The organism is Methylosinus sp., from assembly GCF_036560965.1.
Taxonomy (GTDB): domain Bacteria; phylum Pseudomonadota; class Alphaproteobacteria; order Rhizobiales; family Beijerinckiaceae; genus Methylosinus.
Genome location: NZ_DATBQF010000008.1, coordinates 43,115 through 56,521, shown reverse-complemented (window position 1 = coordinate 56,521; position 13,407 = coordinate 43,115). Strand labels below are relative to the sequence as shown.

Genomic DNA, 13,407 nt, shown 5'->3' with positions numbered 1-13,407 from the left:
TGCCAGCCCTTCCGCCATCAATGCCGGAAATGGCGCACGCCGGTCAGCACCATGGCGAGGCCGGCCTCGTCGGCGGCGGCGATCACATCCTTGTCATTGACCGAGCCGCCCGGCTGGATGACCGCCGTCGCGCCGGCCGAGGCCGCCGCCAACAGCCCATCCGGGAAGGGGAAGAACGCGTCCGAGGCGACGACCGAGCCCTTGGCGAAGCTCTCCGTCAGCCCCGCCTCGCGCGCCGCCTCCTCCGCCTTGAAGGCCGCCGTGCGCGAGGAGTCGACCCGCGACATCTGCCCGGCGCCGACGCCGACGGTCGCCAGATCGCGCGCATAGACGATGGCGTTGGACTTCACATGCTTGGCCACGCGGAAAGCGAATTTGAGATCGGCGAGCTCCCCCGAAGTCGGCGTGCGCTGAGTGACGACGGAAAGCGTCAGATCGTCGATGACGCTATTGTCACGCGACTGCGCCAGAAAGCCGCCCGAGACGCTGCGGAAGGTCAGCCCGCCGGCGCGCGGATCGGGCAGGCCGCCGGCGACCAGCAGGCGCAGATTTTTCTTCGCCGCGATAATGTCGATCGCCTCCTCGTCCGCCTCCGGCGCGATGATGACCTCGGTGAAGATTTTCACGATCTCGCGCGCCGCCGCGGCGTCGAGCCGGCGATTGAGCGCGACAATGCCGCCGAAGGCCGAGAGCGGATCGCAGCGCAGCGCTTTCTTATAGGCCTCGGCGAGAGTCGCGCCCTCGGCGACGCCGCAAGGGTTGGAATGCTTGATGATGGCGACCGCAGCCGTGCGCGCGGGATCGAATTCCGCGACCAGCTCATAGGCGGCGTCCGTATCGTTGACGTTGTTGTAGGAGAGCTGCTTGCCTTGGCGCTGCTTCGCCGTGGCGACGCCGAAACGCTGCTCGCCATTCAGATAGAAGCCGGCGCTCTGATGCGGATTCTCGCCATAGCGCATCGGCTCGGCGAGACGGCCGCCGAAGGCGCGCCAGGGCGGGGTCGCCTCATCGAGCGCGCCGGCCAGCCAATTGGAGATGGCCGCGTCATAGGCGGCGGTGCGGGCGTAGGCCTTTTGCGCGAGGCGCCGGCGCGTCGCCAGAGTGGCCGCGCCGCCATTGGCGGACAGCTCGGCCGCGAACGCCTCGTAATCGGCAGGCTCGACCAGCACGGCGACATCATCGTGATTTTTAGCGGCGGCGCGGATCATCGCCGGCCCGCCGATGTCGATATTCTCGACGCAGGTCTCGAAGGGCGCAGCCTTGGCCAGCGTCGCCTCGAAGGGATAGAGATTGACGACGAGCAGATCGATCTGCGGAATGTCATGGGCGAGCATGGCCGCCTCATGCTCGGGATTCTCGCGGATCGCCAGCAGGCCGCCATGCACCTTGGGATGCAGCGTCTTGAGGCGGCCGTCCATCATCTCCGGAAAGCCGGTGACGTCGGCGATGTCGCGCACCGAAAGCCCCGCCTCGGCGAGCGCCTTGCGCGTGCCGCCGGTCGAGACCAGCTCGACGCCCAACGCAGCGAGAGCCTTCGCCAATTCGACGAGTCCGGTCTTGTCGGAGACGGACAGCAGAGCTCTCGTGATACGGCGCAGATCGACCGGCATTCAGGTCCCTCGTTGTGGAGCGAAGACGTCGCGGGAAACGATATCGACCCGGCGCTTAGCATACATCGCCGGGGGGAGAAACCAACTGGCCGCCGACAGCGCCCTCGAGGGAGAGGCGCGCGCTTTCGCGCCCGCCGCCGGAATTCGGCGCGGGAGGTTGGGAGGTCCGGGACGCGGCGGCTCCGTTTCGGCCGTCGCGTAAATGGAATTGCGCATCGAAGCCGGAAAGCATCCCGGACCACGGCCGCCGTTTCTGTTCGCCGCCTGCGGGCTCAGGGTTGTTTTCCCCTTTCGGGTAGTCTATCCCCGCGCGAGCCTCGGATATTCGGCCGACTTTCGCATGTGTTCCCACATGCCTCCGCACGAAGGAGAAGCCGTGCCGGCGGCGTGGCGTCGCTCGAGCGAGAGAGGGTCTGCCCCCACCCTTGCGAACCGCACCCCCGCCGACGCCGCCTACCCTTCAAGGCGACGCCCCACCAGCGGAGGCAGGACGAAGATAGGAATTTAGTCCGCAGGCGTCAAGGGGGCGGCCTCACGCCCCCGCGTGATAATCTCGTCAGCATGACGTCGCATAACCGGCCAATATGGAAACCGCCCCCACGCCAAGCAGCTGAAAAACCAAAGGAAAGCGCCCGCCATCGACGGATTGCTCCCGCGGCGGGCGCCCTCCGGAGCTTCGGCGTCACGCCAAACGTTCAAGACGCCTCGGCGTCCTTGCGTGGATGGCCGGGACAAGCCCGGCCAGGACGCCGCGAGGGCGAGGAGGATGGGGATAGAGCGCCGGGGCGAGAAACCAACGAGGCGCGCGGAGCTGTAGAACGGAAACCGAAAGGACCGCTTTCACCCTCGTTTTCCGCAGGCCGCCGTCCTGGGAAATCGAGAATTCCCCTCTCTTTCCGACGCCTTCACTCGCCTTCGCCAAGGGCCGCCGTCCTGGCCGGGCTTGTCCCGGCCATCCACGCCAAGCAGCCGAGAAACCCAAGGAAAGCGCCCGTCATCGACGGATTCGTCCCGCGGCGGGCGCCCTACCGGAGCTTCGGCGTCACGCCAAACTTTCAAGACGCCTCGGCGTCCTTGCGTGGATTGCCGGGACAAGCCCGGCCAGGACGCCGCGAGGGCGAGGACGATGAGTGCATTCGATGGATAGATCGCCTGGGAGAGAACCAACGGGCGCGTGGAGCTGTAGAACGGATACCGAAAGGACCGCTTTCACCCTCGTTTCCCGCAGGCCGCCGTCCTGGCCGGGCTTGTCCCGGCCATCCACGCCACGCCGCCGCGGCATGGATAAAGGATGAAACGCTCTACACGCGCCTGACGAGCGACCTCTCGCCGAGCGCTTTGGCGAACTCGAATCCGCATCGGACAATCACCGATAAGACGGAAGCGGCGTGGCGTGGATGGCCGGGACGAGCCCGGCCAAGACGCCGCGAGGGCGAGGAGGATGTGCGCCTTCGATGGATAGATCGCCTGGGAGAGAACCGGCGAGGCGCGTGGAGCTGTAGAACGGATACCGAAAGGACTGCTTTCACCCTCGTTTTCCGAAGGCCGCCGTCCTGGCCGGGCTTGTCCCGGCCATCCACGCCTTGCAAACTGCGGCATGGCTGGAGGGTGGGTCTACATTATGACCAACCGACCGAACGGAACGCTCTACACGGGCGTGACGAACGATCTCTCGCGCCGAGCCTTCGAGCATCGTGAAGGACTCTATGAAGGATTTACGAAACACTATGGCTTGACGCGGCTCGTCTGGTACGAACGCTTCGAGGATATTCGCGACGCGATTCAGCGCGAGCGGAATATGAAGCACTGGCGCCGCGCATGGAAGGCCCGGCTGATCCTCGATATGAATCCGGAATGGCGCGATCTCTTTGAGGAGCTTTCCCGATAGGGCGGAAGCGGCGCGGCGTGGATGGCCGGGACGAGCCCGGCCAAGACGGCGCCCTAGAAAATGAGAGGAGTGGACGGCTACGCTATGCGGCCCTCCTCCTCCACCCGCGAGAACGACCACCGCAGATGCGCGTCCTTCACGCCGCGCCCATCGACCACGATCTGCGCGCTTTTGCGCGCTGCGGCCGCGCCGGCGAAGAAGACGCTCTCCTCCACCGACACAGCGGCGTTGGCCTCGAAGACGAGATCGACGCCGCCGCTCGACAGCAGCACTTTGCGCTCATTCGCCCCCATCACCCGCACATTGGGATGCAGATGGAAGCGCAGCACGAAATTCTCGGCCCGCGCGCCGTGGCGCAGCGCGACCAGCCTGTCGTCGCCGAGCAGCTGCGAGCCGTCATGCGCCAGCGCCAGCGTGCGCTCGTGGACGAGGCCGAACTCGCGCGCATAGCCGTCATGGGCGAGCTCGAGATCATGGCTCGAATCGGTCGAGCGCCGCGCCGCCTTCACCAGCACGGGGCCGGCGACGATGCGCTCCTCTTGTCGGCCGCGCCCCGGCCGCGCCTCGATGCGGCAGGTCGAGCGATCCTCGACGATGAGGGTCGAATGCGCCGCCGTCGAGCGCGCGACGCGGCGCAGCGCCTCGGAGCCGGCCGGCGCGCCGCAATTGACGACGATGCGCTCGGCCCCGATCGAAAATTCGAAGGACAGGCAGCCGGCATGGGCCGCCGAGGAAAAGACCGGCGGCGGCGGCGCGCCGGCGTCGACGATGACCACCGCCGCGCCCGCTTGCAGCCGCCGATAGCCCGAATGCGGCGCATCGAGAATCGGCGGCCCGCCGGCGTCGGCATGGGCGAGGATCGTCGCCAGCCGGTCCGGCGGCGCGCAGCCCATGCCGTTGAACAGCGCCAGCGCGCCGTCGCCATGTTTCAGCACGCGCAAAAAGGCGATCATCGCGCCGATGGAGGCGAGCAGGCGCTCGGGCGGGCGGCGTCCGCGCGTGGCGTAGGCCTGGCGCAACGGCAGCAGATCGAGCAGCAATTCGACCGGCGTCTCCGGATTGCGGCCGATATGGCCGCCGTCCGGGAAAATCTGGCGGAACAGCTCGGCGTCGAGCAGGCGTGTCGCGCGCAGCTCGAACTTGCGGCCGGCGTCGGCGCAGACGCCGAAAGCGGCCAGCGCGACCGCGCAGAGCAGCCGGTCGGAGGCGCGCCGCTCCGAGGCCATGGCGCGCAGCAAAAAGCGGATGTTGCGGGCCAGCGCCCGCATGAAGCGATCATAGAAATCCTGATCGGCGCCGTCGAGCAGGATCGGCGATTGCGCCAGCCAGGACAGAGTGCGGCGCGCGACCACGCTGGGCTCATAGGCGGGATCGTCGATGAAATCGGTGCGCGTGCGCAGAAAGTCGTCGACCAGCGCGCGAGCGTTGGCGCGCGCCAATGCGCGGTCCGCCGCGCGCAAATGGCGCAGCCAGGAAAAGCCGACGAGCGAGCGCCGCCAAGCCGGCGACGGCGGCGCGATCGAGAAGGGCGAGCGTCCATTGGCCTCGACGACCTTGCCGTCGAAGGAGAAATAGCCCGCATAGATCTCGTCGGCGACAGTGGGGTCGGCGGTGCGTATGTCCTGCGGCGCGACATAGAGCCGCTCGGGCGCGCGCACGCCCATCGCCTGAACGACAAAATACGGCCCCTGCACAGCGCGCGCGAAAGAGGCGACGCCGCGCGCCGCGGCGCGCGCCAATCGCATTCCCGAGCTTTGGGCCGTTTCGCTCAGAGCGTCCTCCTCGCGCTCCGCCGAACGGAGCGGAGCAAAGCGACTCTCGATTGGGATGACATAAATCGCAGGAGGAGCAAAGCGAAGGATGCGCGCGTCCTTCGCTCTCAGCCGCGCAGCACGAGCCGCGCAGCGAAGAAACCGTCGAGGCCGGCGAGACGCTTGTCCTCGTTCGGCCAATAGGAGGGCAGCGTGCGCAGATCGCCGTCCGGCGTGACGAATTCCGCCGGAATGTCCTCGGTCGTCGGATCGATCGGCGCGCGCTTCATCTCCGGATGGCGGCGCAGAAAGCTCGCGATCTGCGCTTCGCCCTCCTCCGGCTCCAGCGAGCAGGTGCAATAGACGAGGCGCCCCTCGGGCCGCAGCAGCAGCGATGCGCGCTCGAGAATGCGCGACTGCAGGGCGACGAGGGAATCGAGATCGCCCGGCTTCTTGATCCAGGGCACGTCGGGATGACGGCGGATCGTTCCCGTCGCCGCGCAGGGCGCATCGACCAGAATGGCGTCGAAGGGACGCGCGGTCGAATAGGAGGCCGCGTCGCCGACTGCGATGTCGGCGTGCAGATGGGCGCGCTGGAGATTGGCGGCGAGCAGCTTCAGCCGCTCGGCCGAGCGATCGAGCGCCGTCACCTGCGCGCGCGCGAGGGCGAGCTGCGCGGTCTTGCCGCCGGGGGCGGCGCACATGTCGAGGACGCGCTCGTCGGGCTCGACGGCGAGAAGGCGCGCCGGCAGAGCGGCGGCGGCGTCCTGCACCCACCATTCGCCGTCCGCGAAGCCCTCGAGCTCGACGATCGGCGTGCGCGAGCGCAGCCGCACCGAGCCGGTCGGCAGCACGATTCCGTCGAGGCGGCGCGCCCACCCCTCGGCGTCCGACTTCACCGTGAGGTCGAGCGGCGGCTCCTGCATATGGATCGCCGCAATGGCGCGCGCGGGCGCCTCGCCATAGGTCTTGATCCAGCGCTGCGCCAGCCAGGCGGGCGTGTCGAGGGTCAGCGGATCGCCGCTCGCGAATTCGTCGCGGCGGCGAATGAGATTGCGCAGGACGCCGTTGACGAGCCCGCCGAAGGGCGCCGTCTTCGGCTCGAGCCTGACGGTGCGAACGGCGAGGTCGACGGCCGCATGATCGGGAACATCGAGATAGAGAATTTGCGCGGCGGCGGCGACGAGCGGCCATTCGAGCCGCGCGGCCTGCTTGGGCAGCCCTTTTTCCAGCAGAACCGCCAGCGCATGGCGGATCGCGCCGAGACGCCGCACGCCGACATAGGCGATCGAGCGGGCGAGCGCGGCGTCGCGCGGCTCCATTCCGGCGAGTCGGAACGGAACCGCCTGCGGGGAAAAGCGTTCGTCGAGCCGATGGCCGCCCTGCGCGACATCCGCGATCACATTGGCGGCGGCGATACGCACGGAGAGGCCCGGGACCTGGGCGGCCTCGGCCTCCCGCGCGGCGTCGGCGGGCAGGAAGCCGGCTCTCGCCTTGGCCTTGGCCGATAATGGTTTATGGTCGCTCATTCACACCTTCGACGCGGATCGAATCGTCGTTTATATCACATACGGGGCTGACCCGAGGCGAGTGTGACAGCGCGGTGAGGGAGGACCGATGACGGAAGCGGAAAAACACCGAGACGACGCCGCGCCAGAGCGCGCCCCGCCGCCGCCCGCGGCCCTGCGCGCGCTCGCGGAGGCCGAGGAACGCCGCCGCGCCGCTTGCGAGCCCGGCTCGCCGGCGCGCGAGCTCGGCGGCCGCGGCGGGCTCGATCCGGCTCGCTACGGCGACTGGGAAAGCAAAGGAATAGCCAGCGACTTCTGACGATGCGCCCGAGCCGGAGCCCGAGCCCTCGCTCGAAACGGGCGCTCGCCCGCGCCGCCGTCGCATCGAACCATTCGAGGACCCTTGATGTTGGAAAAGCTCGTGGCCTGGTGTTTGCGCAGGCCCTGGACGGTCGTCATTGTCACGCTCGCGCTCACCGTCGCCGGCGCCTATCTGACCGCCACGCGTTTCGCTATCGATACGGATACGGCCCATCTCTTCTCGCCCGAGGTTCCCTGGCGCGCCAATGAGACGCGGCTCTACAAAGCCTTTCCGCAAATCGACGACATCATTGTGGCGGTCATCGACGCCAAGACCAGCGAGCAGGCGGAAAAGAGCGCCGACGCGCTGCGCGACGCGCTGACCGGCAAGCCGCTCATCTCGCGCGTCTGGCGGCCCGACGACAACCAATATTTCCGCGACAACGGCATCCTCTTTCTCGGCGTCGAGGAAATCCGCCGCGACATGAATTCGCTGGTCGCGCAGCGCGAATTTTTGCAGCCGCTGGCCGAGGACCCGAGCCTGCGCGGCCTGTCCGAGGCGCTGCTGTTCGGCCTGAAGCAGGTGGGCTCGAGCGAGCGCGGCGTCGCCGCCTTCGCCAAGGGGCTCGACAATTTCACCGACGCTTTCGACGCCGTGCTCGCCGGCAAGCCGGCCAAAGTGTCCTGGGAGAAGCTTTTGGCCGGCGGCCGCGAGCCGGAGGCGCTCTCGGTCGGCCCCAGCGCCGAGCCGCGCCGCATCGTGCTGGTCAAGCCGATCATCGACTATTCCGCGCTCGAGCCCGGCCATGAGGCGGTGCAGACCATCCGCGACACGGCCAAATCGCTCGGCCTCGTTCCGGCCGAGGGCGTGACCGTGCGCCTCACCGGCCAGGTGCCGCTCGCCGACGAGGAGTTCGCCACCGTCGCCGAGAACACCGGCTTGAACGTGTCGGCGACGCTCGCCGTGGTCACGCTCATCCTATGGGCGGCGCTGCGCTCCGCGCGGCTCATCTTCGCCGTGCTCCTCACCATCATCGCCGGCCTCGCGATGACGTCCGGCCTCGGCATAGCGCTCATCGGCCGCTTCAACCTCATCTCGGTCGCCTTCGCCGTGCTGTTCATCGGCCTCGGCGTCGATTTCGGCATTCAATTCACCACCCGCTACCGGGAGGAGCGCCACAATACCGACGATCTGCCCCAGGCCCTGCTGGCGGCGACGCGCGGCATCGGCTGGTCGCTGACGCTGGCCGCGGTCTCGCTGCTCGCCGGCTTCTTCTGCTTTCTGCCGACGGAGTTTCGCGGCGTCGCCGAGCTCGGCCTCATCGCCGGCGTCGGCATGATCATCGCCTATCTCGCGACGCTCACCTTCCTGCCGGCGCTGATCCGCATTCTCGGCCCCAAGGCCGAGGCGACCCCGGTGCAGACGGCCTCGCTGGCCAGCGTCGACCATTGGATCGCCGGCCATCGCAAGCTCGTGCTGCTGGCGACGGCGATCGTCGTGCTCGCCGGCGCGCCGTTCCTGCTGCATCTGAAATTCGACTCCAATCCGATGAATCTGCGCGACCAGAGCGTCGAATCGGTCGCGACCTTCCTCGATCTGTCGAAAAATCCGCAGACGGCCCCGAATAAGATCGAGATTCTCGTCGCCTCGGTTCCGGCGGCCCAGGAGCTCGCCGAGAAGGTCGCCGCGCTGCCCGAGGTCGATCACGTCACCACCGTCGACTCGCTGATCCCGGCCGATCAAGACGAGAAGCTGCCGATTCTCGAGAACGCCGCCAATCAGCTGCGCAAAGTGCTCGACCCGACGCCGAAGCCCGCGCCCACCGACGAGGAGACGAAAAAGGCCCTCGCGCGCGCCGCCAAGACGATTCGCAAGGCGGGAGCCGCGCCCAAGGCGCCGCCGGGCCTCGTCCGCTTCGCCGATTCGCTGGATGCGCTGGTCAAGGCGACCCCCGAGATTCGCAAAGCGGCGCAGGCCGCCGCCCTCTCCGATCTCGACCGCCTGCTCGGCGACCTGCGCAAGGCGCTCGCCGTCCACAAGATAACGCCGGCGTCGCTGCCCGAGGATCTGCGCTCCGAATGGATATCGGCCGACGGCGCGGTGCGCGTCGAGGTGACGCCCAAGGGCGACAGCAACGACCGCGAGGTGATGACCCGCTTCGCCGAGGCGGTGCAGACGCTCGCCCCCGACGCCGGCGGCCCGCCGGTGATCGTCGCCGAGGCCGGCAAGACCGTCGTCGACGCCTTTCTTCAGGCGGGCGTGCTCGCCTTCGTCGCCATCTTCCTCATCCTGGTCGTCGCGCTGCGGCGGGCGAGCGACGTCGCGCTCACACTGGGGCCGCTGGTGCTCGCCGGAATCATGAGCCTCGAGGCGGCCGACCTCCTCGGCATGTCGCTCAATTTCGCCAATATCATCGCGCTGCCGCTGATGTTCGGCGTCGGCGTCGCCTTCCACATCTATTATGTGATCGCCTGGCGCAAAGGCGTCTCCGACATGCTCGCCTCGAGCCTGACGCGCGCGATCTTCTTCAGCGCACTGACCACCGGAACCGCCTTCGGCAGCCTGTTCCTGTCGAGCCATCCCGGCACCGCCAGCATGGGGGCGCTGCTGGCGATCTCCTTGTTCTTCACGCTGCTGGCGGCCTTCATCATCGTGCCCGCCTTCCTCGGCCCGCCGCGACAGGAGCTGGCCGAAGAGGCGCAGGCGAAGGCGCTGGCGGAGGGACCGAGCGGCTCGGCTCCGCCGCCGTCGCCTGTGCAGCCGTCGCGTGGCGTGATAGGGTCCTGACCCATGATCAAAGCGGCTTTTTCTCTGCTTCTCGGTCTATCGGTCGCCTGCGACGCGGCGGCCGCGCCGGTCACGCCCGAGCCCGCCGCGGCCACTGTGGCGGCGGAGCCGATCTATGGCGTCTGGATGCGCGGCGGCCATCAGCAGAAGCTCGAATTCTTCGACTGCGACGGCAAGCTCTGCGCGCGCGGCGTGTTTCCGCCGCCCCCGCCCGGCCAGCAGCCGATGCTGATCCTGCGACACGCCGCGAGGACCGAGCCCAATCGCTGGAAGGGCGATCTCTACAATCCCGAGAACGGCAAGATCTATATCGGGATCATCACATTGGAAAGTCCGACTCAGCTCACGCTCACCGGCTGCCTGATCGCCTTCTTGTGTCAGAGCGAAAGCTGGAGCAAGGTGTCGGCCGAGCCGGCGCCGTCGCAAAAGACGCCGACGCCGCGGCGACGTATTAACAATCCGTAACTTGACCATAAAGGCCCGCCCTCGCAGGGTCGAACCAAGCCGCAGCGGCGGATCGGAGGTTTTTCGACGGCTCTCCCGCCGCCGCCCTCGCGACCCCTGAATCGACGATCGGAAGTGGAAAATTCGCGCGCCCGCTATGATGGCGGCGCTCATTGGTCTAGGCCCTCTCCCTGGGCCGCGCGCCCGCACCCGGGCGCGAGGATGCGGATAGAACGGAATTGTTCCCTTGCCTCTGAGACGACGACCACGGCCGCCTCTGCTCCTCGGTCGCGCTGCGGCGCTCGCGGCCGCGACCGCCCTTTCCGGATGCGTGCTGGATTGGGAGAAGCCGGACGCCACCGTCGAAGCCCCGCCCGCCTTCAAAGCCATCCGGCCGGCGCGCTCGGCCCCGCCGATTCGCGCGGCCCGGGAATGGTCGCAGGCCTTCGGCTCGCCGGAGCTGAGCGGCCTCGTCGCGAGGGCGCTCGAGCAAAATCTCGACATTGCCGCGGCCGTGGCGCGCATTCAGCAGGCGGATGCGCAGGCGCGCGTCAACAGCTCGCCGCTCTGGCCCGTCATGACGATGAACGACATCGCCCGGCGCACGCAGACGCCGGCGACGATCACCAGCGCCACCAGCACCAGCGCCTCCACCGACGCCACCACCACGACCGGCGCGGCGAGCTCCGCGAACGTGCGCACGCGGCGCGCCAATTTCTTCCAGACGCAGCTCAATGCGAGCTATGAGATCGACTTCTGGGGCAAGAATCAGGACGCCTCCAACGCCGCCCGGCTGCTGGCCAATGCGAGCCGCTTCGATCGCGACGTGGTGGAGATATCCACCATCGCCTCGGTGGTGAACGGCTATTTCCAGGTGCTGACGGCGGAAGACCGGCTGCGCATCGCCAAGAACAACATCAAGATCGCCGAGACCGTGCTGAGGGCGATCAAGGCGCGGCTCGACGTCGGCACCGCGACCGCGCTCGATTTCTCGCAGCAGGATTCGGTGGTCGCCCAGCAGCGCGCCTCGGTGCCGCCGCTGGAGCAGACGCTGCGCCAGACGAAGAACACGCTCGCGGTCCTGCTCGGCGTCGCGCCCGAGAGCGCCATCATCAAGGGCGGCTCGCTCACCCGATTGCGCTTCCCCAAGGTCTCGCCCGGCCTGCCCTCCGAGCTGCTGCTGCGCCGCCCGGACGTGGCCGAGGCCGAGGCCAAGCTCGAATCCTCCGAATTCTCGGTGCTGCAGGCGCGCGCCGCCTTCTTCCCGTCGATTCAGATCACCGGCTATTACGGCGTGCAGAGCGTCGCGCTGCGGACGCTGTTCCGCCCGGAGGCGATCGCCTGGCAGATCGCCGGCAATCTGACGCAGCCGCTTTTCGACGGCTATAATCTGCAAGGCCAGTATCTGCTGCAGCAGGGCAAATTCGCCGAGCTGGCGCAGAATTACAAAAAACAGATTTTGACGGCCTTCTCCGACGTCGAAAATGCGCTCATCGCCATACAAGAGACGTCTCGGCAGTTGAAGCTCCAGGGCGAGGCGGCGGCGGCGGCGCGGCGGGCCTATGAGGTCGCCGAGGCGCGGCTCCGCGAGGGCACGATCGACATCATCACGCTGTCGACGACGGAGACGACCTTGTTCCAGACCGAGGATGCGGTGGCCGTGGTGCGGCTCGCCTATTTTCAGGCGGCGACGAGCCTCTATCAGGCGCTCGGCGGCGGCTGGTCGGGAACGACCCGCGCGCTCGAGATCGCCGCCGAAGACAGCGCCTATGAATCAGAAAAAGGCCCCTGGCCGTGAAGCTGCCCCTCTCTTTGCCCGCCGGATGGCGCGCACGGCGGCCGTCGCCGCTCGTCGGCCTGGCGGCGCTCGCCGCGCTGGCGGCCGGCTATTACGTCGTCCGCCCCTTGCTCCTCGGCGCGGATGGAGCGAGCGACTCCGCCGCCTCCTCGGCGGCCGGCAAGCGCGACGGGCGCCGCCGCGGCTTCGACGGGCCGATCTCCATCACGGCGACGCCGGTGCGCGTCGCCGACGTGCCGGTGACGATCGACGCCGTCGGCACGGCGCAGGCGCTCAACACGGTCACAGCGCGCACGCAGGTCGACGGACGGCTGATCAAGCTCGGCTTCGACGAGGGGCAGAACGTCAAGAAGGGCGACATTGTCGCGCTCATCGATCCGACGCTCTATCAGGCCGCCTATGATCAGGCTGTCGCCAAAAAAGCGCAGGACGAGGCCAATCTCGCCAACGCCCGCGTCGATGTGACGCGCTATAAGAAGCTCGCGGTGAGCAATTTCGGCTCGCAGCAGCAATATGCGACCCAGGAGTCGCTGGTCGCCCAGCTCGAGGCGCAGATCCGCTCCGATCAGGGCGCGATCGACAACGCCAAGGCGACACTGGACTACGCCACCATCCGCTCGCCGATCGACGGCCGCACCGGCATCAGGCTCGTCGACGTCGGCAATATTTTGCACAGCGCGGATACGACCGGCATCGTCGTCATCACGCAGCTCCAGCCGATCTATGTCGTCTTCACCGTGCCGCAGCAGTTTCTGCCGGCGGTGCAGAAGGCGCAGGCGCGCGCGCCCGCGCCGGCGGCGGCGCTCGGCTCGGACAATTCCAGCCTGCTCGACAGCGGCGTGGTGACGGTGATCGACAATCAGATCGATCAGACGACCGGCACGGTGAAGATCAAGGCGACCTTCGAAAATAAAGGGCTGGTGCTGTGGCCCGGCCAGTTCGTCAACGTTCGGTTGACGGTCGACGTGCTCAATGGCGCGCGGGTGGCGCCGAGCTCGGCCATTCAGCGCGGCCCCAACGGCGCCTTCGTCTATGTGCTGAACGAGGACGAGACCGTCTCCATGAGGCCGGTCACGGTCGGACGTCAGGACGAGGTTCAGGCCGTCGTCGCCTCCGGTCTCGAGGTGGGCGAGAAGGTCGCGACGACCGGCTTCTCGCGGCTCGTCGACGGCTCGCAGGTGCGGGTGATCGAGCCCACGGCCGATCACGGCGCAGGCGCGGCGGACGCCGCAGCGCGACCACGCAAGGACCGCAAACGCGAGGCCGGCGGCGAAAAGCGCGGCGACGGCGACGGCACGCCGCAAAAGAGGTGACGCGCAG

The 13,407-nt window shown here is 68.0% G+C and carries 9 protein-coding genes; 6 read left to right on the top strand and 3 right to left on the bottom strand.

Annotated features, from left to right (window positions below; all coding sequences use genetic code 11):
- Positions 1-17: 17 nt before the first annotated feature.
- Entirely contained in the window at positions 18-1,610 is a 1,593-nt protein-coding gene (gene purH, locus VIF40_RS01725) for a bifunctional phosphoribosylaminoimidazolecarboxamide formyltransferase/IMP cyclohydrolase (RefSeq protein WP_331935793.1), read from the bottom strand.
- A 1,621-nt stretch (positions 1,611-3,231) separates the two neighbouring features.
- Here purH and VIF40_RS01720 point away from each other — a divergent pair.
- Entirely contained in the window at positions 3,232-3,498 is a 267-nt protein-coding gene (locus tag VIF40_RS01720) for a GIY-YIG nuclease family protein (RefSeq protein ID WP_331935792.1), read from the top strand.
- 77 nt (positions 3,499-3,575) lie between these two features.
- Here the strand turns inward: VIF40_RS01720 and VIF40_RS01715 are convergent, their stop codons facing one another.
- Together VIF40_RS01715 and VIF40_RS01710 are read right to left on the bottom strand one after the other, a co-directional pair.
- Complete coding sequence (locus VIF40_RS01715) at positions 3,576-5,243, bottom strand: heparinase II/III family protein (protein WP_331935791.1); 1,668 nt, start codon at positions 5,241-5,243, stop codon at positions 3,576-3,578.
- A 134-nt stretch (positions 5,244-5,377) separates the two neighbouring features.
- Complete coding sequence (locus tag VIF40_RS01710; protein WP_331935790.1) at positions 5,378-6,778, bottom strand: RsmB/NOP family class I SAM-dependent RNA methyltransferase; 1,401 nt, start codon at positions 6,776-6,778, stop codon at positions 5,378-5,380.
- An 88-nt stretch (positions 6,779-6,866) separates the two neighbouring features.
- On the opposite strand from VIF40_RS01710, the gene VIF40_RS01705 reads away from it, so the two are divergent.
- From VIF40_RS01705 to VIF40_RS01685, 5 genes are all read left to right on the top strand, one after another.
- On the top strand, positions 6,867-7,076 hold the full coding sequence (locus VIF40_RS01705) for a DUF1674 domain-containing protein (RefSeq protein ID WP_331935789.1): 210 nt from the start codon (positions 6,867-6,869) through the stop codon (positions 7,074-7,076).
- An 87-nt stretch (positions 7,077-7,163) separates the two neighbouring features.
- Positions 7,164-9,845 carry an MMPL family transporter gene (locus VIF40_RS01700; protein WP_331935788.1) on the top strand — a complete coding sequence of 894 codons (2,682 nt, stop codon included), beginning with the start codon at positions 7,164-7,166 and terminating at the stop codon, positions 9,843-9,845.
- 3 nt (positions 9,846-9,848) lie between these two features.
- Positions 9,849-10,310: a DUF2147 domain-containing protein gene (locus tag VIF40_RS01695; RefSeq protein ID WP_331935787.1), complete on the top strand. Its 462-nt coding sequence runs from the start codon at positions 9,849-9,851 to the stop codon at positions 10,308-10,310.
- Positions 10,311-10,527: 217 nt separating this feature from the next.
- Positions 10,528-12,087 carry an efflux transporter outer membrane subunit gene (locus VIF40_RS01690; protein WP_414684738.1) on the top strand — a complete coding sequence of 520 codons (1,560 nt, stop codon included), beginning with the start codon at positions 10,528-10,530 and terminating at the stop codon, positions 12,085-12,087.
- Complete coding sequence (locus VIF40_RS01685) at positions 12,084-13,400, top strand: efflux RND transporter periplasmic adaptor subunit (RefSeq protein WP_331935785.1); 1,317 nt, start codon at positions 12,084-12,086, stop codon at positions 13,398-13,400. The genes VIF40_RS01690 and VIF40_RS01685 overlap by 4 nt, the downstream gene beginning before the upstream one ends.
- Positions 13,401-13,407: the final 7 nt, after the last annotated feature.

Coding starts and splice junctions, on each gene's coding strand:
- purH (WP_331935793.1), bottom strand. CDS start 1,610: ATGCCGGTCGATCTGCGCCGTATCACGAGAGCTCTGCTGTCCGTCTCC.
- VIF40_RS01720 (WP_331935792.1), top strand. CDS start 3,232: ATGACCAACCGACCGAACGGAACGCTCTACACGGGCGTGACGAACGAT.
- VIF40_RS01715 (WP_331935791.1), bottom strand. CDS start 5,243: ATGCGATTGGCGCGCGCCGCGGCGCGCGGCGTCGCCTCTTTCGCGCGC.
- VIF40_RS01710 (WP_331935790.1), bottom strand. CDS start 6,778: ATGAGCGACCATAAACCATTATCGGCCAAGGCCAAGGCGAGAGCCGGC.
- VIF40_RS01705 (WP_331935789.1), top strand. CDS start 6,867: ATGACGGAAGCGGAAAAACACCGAGACGACGCCGCGCCAGAGCGCGCC.
- VIF40_RS01700 (WP_331935788.1), top strand. CDS start 7,164: ATGTTGGAAAAGCTCGTGGCCTGGTGTTTGCGCAGGCCCTGGACGGTC.
- VIF40_RS01695 (WP_331935787.1), top strand. CDS start 9,849: ATGATCAAAGCGGCTTTTTCTCTGCTTCTCGGTCTATCGGTCGCCTGC.